The organism is Paenibacillus sp. J31R109 (genome assembly GCF_059692055.1).
In genome coordinates this window covers 146820-153601 of sequence record NZ_JCAUAR010000017.1, presented here as the reverse complement: position 1 = coordinate 153601, position 6782 = coordinate 146820, and the positions used below count along the sequence as shown (strand labels likewise).

6 protein-coding genes are annotated in these 6782 nt (G+C 46.4%); all 6 read right to left on the bottom strand.

Annotated elements, in window-relative coordinates:
* Nucleotides 1–297: 297 nt before the first annotated feature.
* A complete protein-coding gene (locus AC58QT_RS29600; RefSeq protein ID WP_497412107.1) occupies nt 298–1554 on the bottom strand; it encodes a CehA/McbA family metallohydrolase in 1257 nt (418 codons plus the stop codon).
* A gap of 15 nt (nt 1555–1569) precedes the next feature.
* Nucleotides 1570–2433: a carbohydrate ABC transporter permease gene (locus AC58QT_RS29595; protein ID WP_497287620.1), complete on the bottom strand. Its 864-nt coding sequence runs from the start codon at nt 2431–2433 to the stop codon at nt 1570–1572.
* A 6-nt stretch (nt 2434–2439) separates the two neighbouring features.
* Nucleotides 2440–3315 carry an ABC transporter permease subunit gene (locus AC58QT_RS29590; RefSeq protein ID WP_497287621.1) on the bottom strand — a complete coding sequence of 292 codons (876 nt, stop codon included), beginning with the start codon at nt 3313–3315 and terminating at the stop codon, nt 2440–2442.
* 70 nt (nt 3316–3385) lie between these two features.
* Complete coding sequence (locus AC58QT_RS29585; protein WP_497412106.1) at nt 3386–4813, bottom strand: extracellular solute-binding protein; 1428 nt, start codon at nt 4811–4813, stop codon at nt 3386–3388.
* A gap of 27 nt (nt 4814–4840) precedes the next feature.
* Entirely contained in the window at nt 4841–5875 is a 1035-nt protein-coding gene (locus tag AC58QT_RS29580; RefSeq protein WP_497412105.1) for a LacI family DNA-binding transcriptional regulator, read from the bottom strand.
* 261 nt (nt 5876–6136) lie between these two features.
* The gene (locus tag AC58QT_RS29575; RefSeq protein WP_497412104.1) at nt 6137–6646 is read right to left on the bottom strand and encodes a DUF2269 family protein; all 510 of its coding nucleotides are present in this window, start codon (nt 6644–6646) and stop codon (nt 6137–6139) included.
* Nucleotides 6647–6782 lie beyond the last annotated feature (136 nt).

Sequence of the window (6782 nt, the reverse complement as noted above, 5' to 3'; positions counted from 1 at the left end):
TTCATTATATCGTTGTCTTGAATCGCTCATGGACAAACACCTCTTAGTTCATAGTTAAGATTATTATTACTTCTACACTAAGAGACGTCCACTTTTTATTCTAGATGCATTCTGCCGAACTAAATCCAGGTTTCCCCTCGGCCACAGGCCGATAGTTCGATTCTGCCGAACTATTCTCCTATTTTCCCTACTTGCGACCCAGTTTAGGCGATTTAATTAGGCTAATTCGGACTAATCAAGATTTACCTCCGCGGATACTGAGATTAATTCGGCTAAATCAAACTAAGGATATTAAAATCAATCCATATACAGCGGATTACTTACAGCCGCGAGAAGCGTCTCTTGAACCTCACTGAAATAACGCCATACCTCTGCACGATAGAAGGTCCTCCCTTCCATTTCAGCCGACAACTCCAGTGATAGCTCATGGTGAGCAACACAGCTGACCTCCACGCCCCGATCTGAGATCAGCTTCACCGTATCGCCAACCTCCAGCTCATTAACTACAAGATCAACCTTGCCTTGACGCTCTGGTGCCTGCACAGGCACTACATCGCCCATGTGGTATATCCCTGCATGAAGTTCTAGGGTTGGCCCTTCCGGCGAAAAACTTAGAAAGACACGACCGGTATCAATGCCATCCAATACCCCTTTGGCGGTTCGACTAGCTGCATACACCCAAGTTGTCGGCATGCTATGCTTGACGTAGCCTCCTTGACGATGGAAATCACTGCCGCCTACAGCAATCATGCGTTTACCGCTGCAAAGCTGCTCGTGCCACCACGTCAGCGTTCGTTGATTGGCCTCACGCCAAGGACCATTCCAGATCTCTACCCAATCGTAATCGACAGACCAAGCCCACTCCCACCCACAGTTGGGACAGTGCGGATGATTGAGTACAATACGAGCACCGTTACTCCTCGCTTCTTGTATCCGTTCCTGCACCTGCTCCGAGCTTACTGCGCGGAAATCTTGCACAGGTTGAACCGCTCCCAGAAAATTGGCATGTCCATGATTCGTCGTCAGCTCCATGCCAGGGATCAACACAATACCCGTTTCCCTCGGATACGTAAGATTTTGACTATAGGTGTTATGGTCGGTCATCGCAAGAAAATCACAGCCTAGCTCTGCCATCATCTTCGCATTCTCAGCTACCGTCCATGCTCCATCACTATGAACCGTGTGCATATGGAGATCGCCCTTGAGCCAGCGGCCTTGCATCGTTGTGCATGTCACCTCAACACGCACCGTACAGCCCGCAGGCGGAATCCGGTACGTCCCTAGTAATACAGCCCACTCACCTGCCACTAATTCACCGGGAATGTAACCAGGAGTTGCTTGTTCTGCCTCGACGAAAAATTCAGTGCGTGCGCCCCCGCTCCAACCTCTTACACGAGCGGAATCTTTAACTCCTAAATCAATGACACAATCCCCTGGTCCATTCGCTACTACCTCGATCCGAACGTGAATACGTTCCGTGCCGCTCGTAACCTGAAAGGGCACCTCCACATAACGATCCGCTTCCTCATTTGTAATCAGACGAGTTATGATCATTGCGTTTCATTCCCCCTACTCCTTCGTTGCTCCGACCATTAGGCCGGTAACGAAATATTTTTGAACAAACGGATAGATCACGACGAGCGGTATTAGTGCCAGCATCACGCCAGCCATCCGTACATTAGGTGTCATAAATAAATTACTGCTCGTGGCATCCGATTGAATGACCAGTGCGCGCAGCGCTACTTGCAGGGTATAAAGCTTCTGATTCGTAATGTACAGCAGCCCCGGCGTCAGCTGGTTCCAACGGGACACGAATTCAAATAAAGTAATCGTTGCAAGTCCCGGTTTAGCTAGCGGCACATACATCGTAGCGAAAATGCGAAACTCACCAGCGCCATCGATCTTGGCCGACTCAGCCATTTCATAGGATACGGCACCAAAGAAATTCCGCATTAATAGGATGCTGAAGCCTGAAATCAAGCCATACAGAACGAGTGCGGAAACCGTATTTAATAGGCCAAGCTCCTTATTTACCACATAAAGAGGAATCATAACAGCTTCATTCGGCACCATCATCGTCAGTAGAATAAAGCTCGTCAGCAGCTTCCGTCCAGGCAAGCCCTTATGCAGCAGCACATAACCCGCCATCGCGCAGAGCAGCACATGTGCGAATGAGCCGAGTACGGTGACGAGTACATTCATGCCAAAAGGTCTCCACAGCTCCACACGCTGCCATACCGTTCGGTACCCTTCCATACTTAGCTCGGATGGCCACAACTGAAGCCCCGCATGCATGGATGAGATATTAGAGGAAATCGAAATGATAAACGTATTCCAAATCGGCAAAATCATGGTTGCCACAAGCAGCAACAAGAAGAGACCATTGGCTATTTGAAAGGGGATGTCTTGTCTAGTTAACGATTTACTTCTCACACGAATTCACTCCTCGTCATACCGAATTAATTTTCTAGTCGCAAACACCAGAATTAGCGTTGCCAGAACAACTAGGAAGCCTGCTGCTGATGCGACACCCATGTTAAACTCAAGGATCCCCTTTTGGTACGTGTAGGTCATCAAGACATCCACCTTCCGAGCAATAACGGGATTACTCAGAATCATCATTTGATCAAACATGCGAAGCATACCAATCATATTCAAAAGTGTAACGACCTTCATGGTCGGAATAAGCTGTGGTAAGGTTACATAGCGAATTTGCTGCCAGCGACCCGCTCCATCCATCCGAGCAGCTTCGTATAGAGAAGGGGATATCGAGACAATTGCAGCCAAGTAGAGAATGCAGGTAAAGCCCATTTCTTTCCATGTATTCGTCAGTATCATTAAATAGCGCGCATAATCAACCTCTGCAAAAAAGTGAATCGGCTTCGCAGCTCCTAAAAACTTCAGCAGCTCATTAACAAATCCGCCGTCTGGCGACAGCATCATGATCCATATCCCGCCTACAACAACCCACGAGAATAAATGCGGTAAATAGATGACCATTTGTGTTAGCTTTTTAAACCATGTTTTGAGTACTTCATTTAAAGATAAAGCCGTAATAATCGGAGCAAAAAAGCCAAGAACAAGCATACCCGCACCAATCACGAGCGTGTTTTCCAGTACGCGCCAGAATATCGGATCATGCCAAACCGTTTGATAATTCTCCAGTCCTATGAAGGGGCGATCTCCGATCATTCGGAATTTCTGCATCGATATTTGCAGGCCCTTAAACAACGGGAAATATGAGAAAATCGCAAAATAGATCACAATTGGTAGCATCATGACATACAACACACGATAGCGAGCCCATGCTGTCACTTGTTATTCCCCCTAGTCTGTGAATAGTAAAGCGAGGGCTGGGGAGTAATCCCCGCCCCCTCTTGCTCATTTAGTCAATTAAGTTGACGGCTTTCAGCTCATCATGCATCTTCTTCACAGCATCTGCCGCTGGCATTTTACCCATCATGGCTTGGAACGCATAGTTCGTGACAATTTTCTCGGCATTTGGCCAATCCTTCGTGGAATTCTCAATCGTCGCGTTGTTATCAAAAATGATTTGGCGTCCTTCTAATGCGCCTGGCAGTGTCCCGATCGGATTCTTAAAGTTGGTGTTGTTCGGGAATGGTGCTCCATGGTCCATCCCATGGCTAATACCATCAGGTGTTAACGAATATTTCCCATCTTTGACTGTGTAATCTGTCCCTTCAATCCCTAATGTACTCAGGATGTTTCCTTTGTCCGACTGCCAAAACTCCAGGAATTTCATAGCCGTATCCACATGCTCGGCATTCACTGGAATTCCCCATACGCTCGGGTCGCCACGGCGAAGCATTACTTTGCCATCTGGGCCAACCGCACCTGGAATGGCTTTCGCTACAAATTTAGGATCATCCGTCTTCTTCATATTGTTAAAGAGACCTACCCATGCATCCCAGTACGTAACCATACCTACACGGTTTGTTAAGAACAGCTCTCTCATTTTGCCTGAATCATTGGTCGCAAAGTTAGGATCTAGAATACCTTCCTTGTACAGCTTTGCAAACCATTCAAAGATGGGAACAGCAGCATCTGTCGCGTAAGGAATCGTACGCTTGCCATTCGCATCCATCACATATTTATACTTCACCCCTGCTGCGCTCATAAAACCTTGAATATCGTATAGGCCTGCAGTGGACAAACCGTACGTATCATCCTTGCCATTACCGTCTGGATCCTTCTCTTTAAACGCCTTCAACACCTGATAGAAATCATCCAGCGTTTTCGGTTGCTGCAGCTTCAACTTGTCCATCCAATCTTGACGAACCGTCGGCAGCGTACCGCCTTCCGATTTATTAAATACACTGTAGATTTTGCCGCCATTGTAAGTAATCATGTCCCATTCTTTCGTAGGGATGACCTTCGGGTCTGACAGCACTTTCGAGGCTTTAATCTTATCGTTTAACTGCGTTAGCGCGCCTTGTTCAACCAAGACGTCCATATTGCCCTTCCCCATATAAATGAGGTCATACTTTTCTCCAGCTGCAATAGCTGCGTAAAGCTTCTTATCGTAGTCAGCCGCTGGTTTCTCAATCGTCACTTTAATCCCTGTTAAGCGCTCAACTTCCTTTTCAAATAACGCATTCTCCTCTGGCGTCTTCCCTCCAACAACACCACTGAGAATACGCAGCGTTTCTTGCTTGGCTGGCTTGGACGTCTCGCTTGCTGGGCTTGCTGAGCTCCCTTGTGATTCTGTTCCTGTTTGCGTACTGCACGCCGTCACAAGTAAGCTAGTCGATAGGGCAACGGCTGCGATCATTCCTGCTTTTTTATTCAACATGGGTATGGCCTCCTATTGGGTTCTTCTCTATTGGGTAGGATCGGTTTTCACTTTGGCACAGGAGTCTCTAAACACGAGGCTCGCTGGAATTAAGATGCGTTTCACAATGGGATTCGGTTCTCGCAATTGTTCAATCAGCAACTTGGCTGCTTCACTCCCTAACACTTCTCCGTTTAGCCTGACACCAGTCAGCGGGGGCTTAAACTCAGTACCATGAATCGAGTCGTCGCTAAATGCGAACACAGATAAGTCCTCTGGTATTCGCAGCTTGTGCTCCTCAGCAGCTTGGTAAACGCCCAAAGCTACTTTGTCTGTATCCGTAATAATGGCCGTAATCTGCGGATAAGAAGCCAGTAATCGTTTGGTCATCTGATAGCCATATGCCGTCGATGTTAGTTTTTTATCTTTGTATACAATAAGCTTAGGTTCAATAGGCACATCCGCTTTTTGATACGCTCTAATGAAACCCAACTCGCGATCTTGCGCCACCGTTCGTTCCTTCTGTGTATTCAGAAATGCGATGTGCGTATGGCCTAGCTGCAGCAGATGTTCCGTAACGAGTTGCCCCATACCAATGTTGTCGTTATCGACATAGGACACACTAGATTCGAACTCTTGATGCGGTCTTCCAATAACAACGAGCGGCAGTTTGCGCATGATTCGTTCTGAGATTCGTTCATCATTCTCAGCGGGATCGAGAAGAATATCACCATCCACAGGATCTGTCGCTACATATTCAACTTGCTTGGAAAATTCGATGGATAGTGAATTCACGAGCAAGCGATAGCCTTGGCTATAGCACTCTCTTAACACGCCATTAAAAAGGCCAAGATGAAACTGACTGAATTTCACCTGCTCACCCGGCATATTAAGTCCAATAATATTCGTCCGTTTGTTCGCTAGACTTCGAGCCCAGTAATTCGGTCTGTAGTTCAGATCCAGAGCAGCATCCAGAACGCGCTTGGACACCTCCTTGCTAATGGGTCTCTTCTTGCTAAACACGTTGGAAACAGTACTTTTGGACACCCTAGCTACTTTCGCAACATCATCTATGTTTGCCATATGGGCTCGCCTCACTTCTTCTTAATAGTAAACCGGTTTTATCAACACAGTTTCATGGCGGAATAAATGAATTGTAAATAAAATAGATTCTTTGAAATAAGGAAATGCCAGTAAAATTAAGGTTTTTCTTGTATTTTCAGCATTTAACATGCATGAAATCATGAAACCGGTTCGACGATCTCCTTTTTACATAAAACAAAAAAGAAGAACTAGCGGCTTTAACTCTGCCACTAATTCTTCTTCTCGCCCTCGAGTTATGGACTAACTCGCAACCGTCTGTTTTTTCTTTTTCCACGGCCTAAACACCGAAATACAAAGGATAAACACTGTCACAACAACTTGCACGTAGACGGCATACTGACGCATCGTCTGATTGTGCAGAAACGCAGGATTGGTCAGTGCCAATGCTTGCTCTGTCTCTAGGAGGGTCATGTTGGCCAGCATTAACTTATCCACAACGAATATGCCAATGATGGTCTGTCCGACAAATAAAATCCATTTCACCGTGACCCACCGATGCTTGAAAAATCCCCAGCTCGTCGTCAGACCATACAAAACACCTACAAGCAAGGTACCCACCGCGCCTGTACGAATAATGCTGTCACTGATGATTACGATTCTTTTGTACGTAGCAACGGTGTCTTCATAGGTGGCAAGCTCAATACCCATACTCATAGCCACGGAACTCATGATGCCGCCAAAAAATAATGTCACCAGTGATATATGCAGGATTTTCAACCATTTCATGCCTGTTGGACCTAACTTTTTCATCCAAAATCCCTCCACATTGATTAACTAAGTTGCATTATACCTAGATCATGTTGCGAACTTGTGAAGATGCGTTGCGATTTGGATGAATCTCCCCACAAGCAGGGACAGTAAAGGTATACTAAGCTTAAATCGTTAC

What these genes read in the sequence shown, in the direction of transcription:
- AC58QT_RS29600 (WP_497412107.1), bottom strand. Translation starts at nt 1,554, where the DNA reads ATGATCATAACTCGTCTGATTACAAATGAGGAAGCGGATCGTTATGTG.
- AC58QT_RS29585 (WP_497412106.1), bottom strand. Translation starts at nt 4,813, where the DNA reads ATGTTGAATAAAAAAGCAGGAATGATCGCAGCCGTTGCCCTATCGACT.
- AC58QT_RS29580 (WP_497412105.1), bottom strand. Translation starts at nt 5,875, where the DNA reads ATGGCAAACATAGATGATGTTGCGAAAGTAGCTAGGGTGTCCAAAAGT.
- AC58QT_RS29575 (WP_497412104.1), bottom strand. Translation starts at nt 6,646, where the DNA reads ATGAAAAAGTTAGGTCCAACAGGCATGAAATGGTTGAAAATCCTGCAT.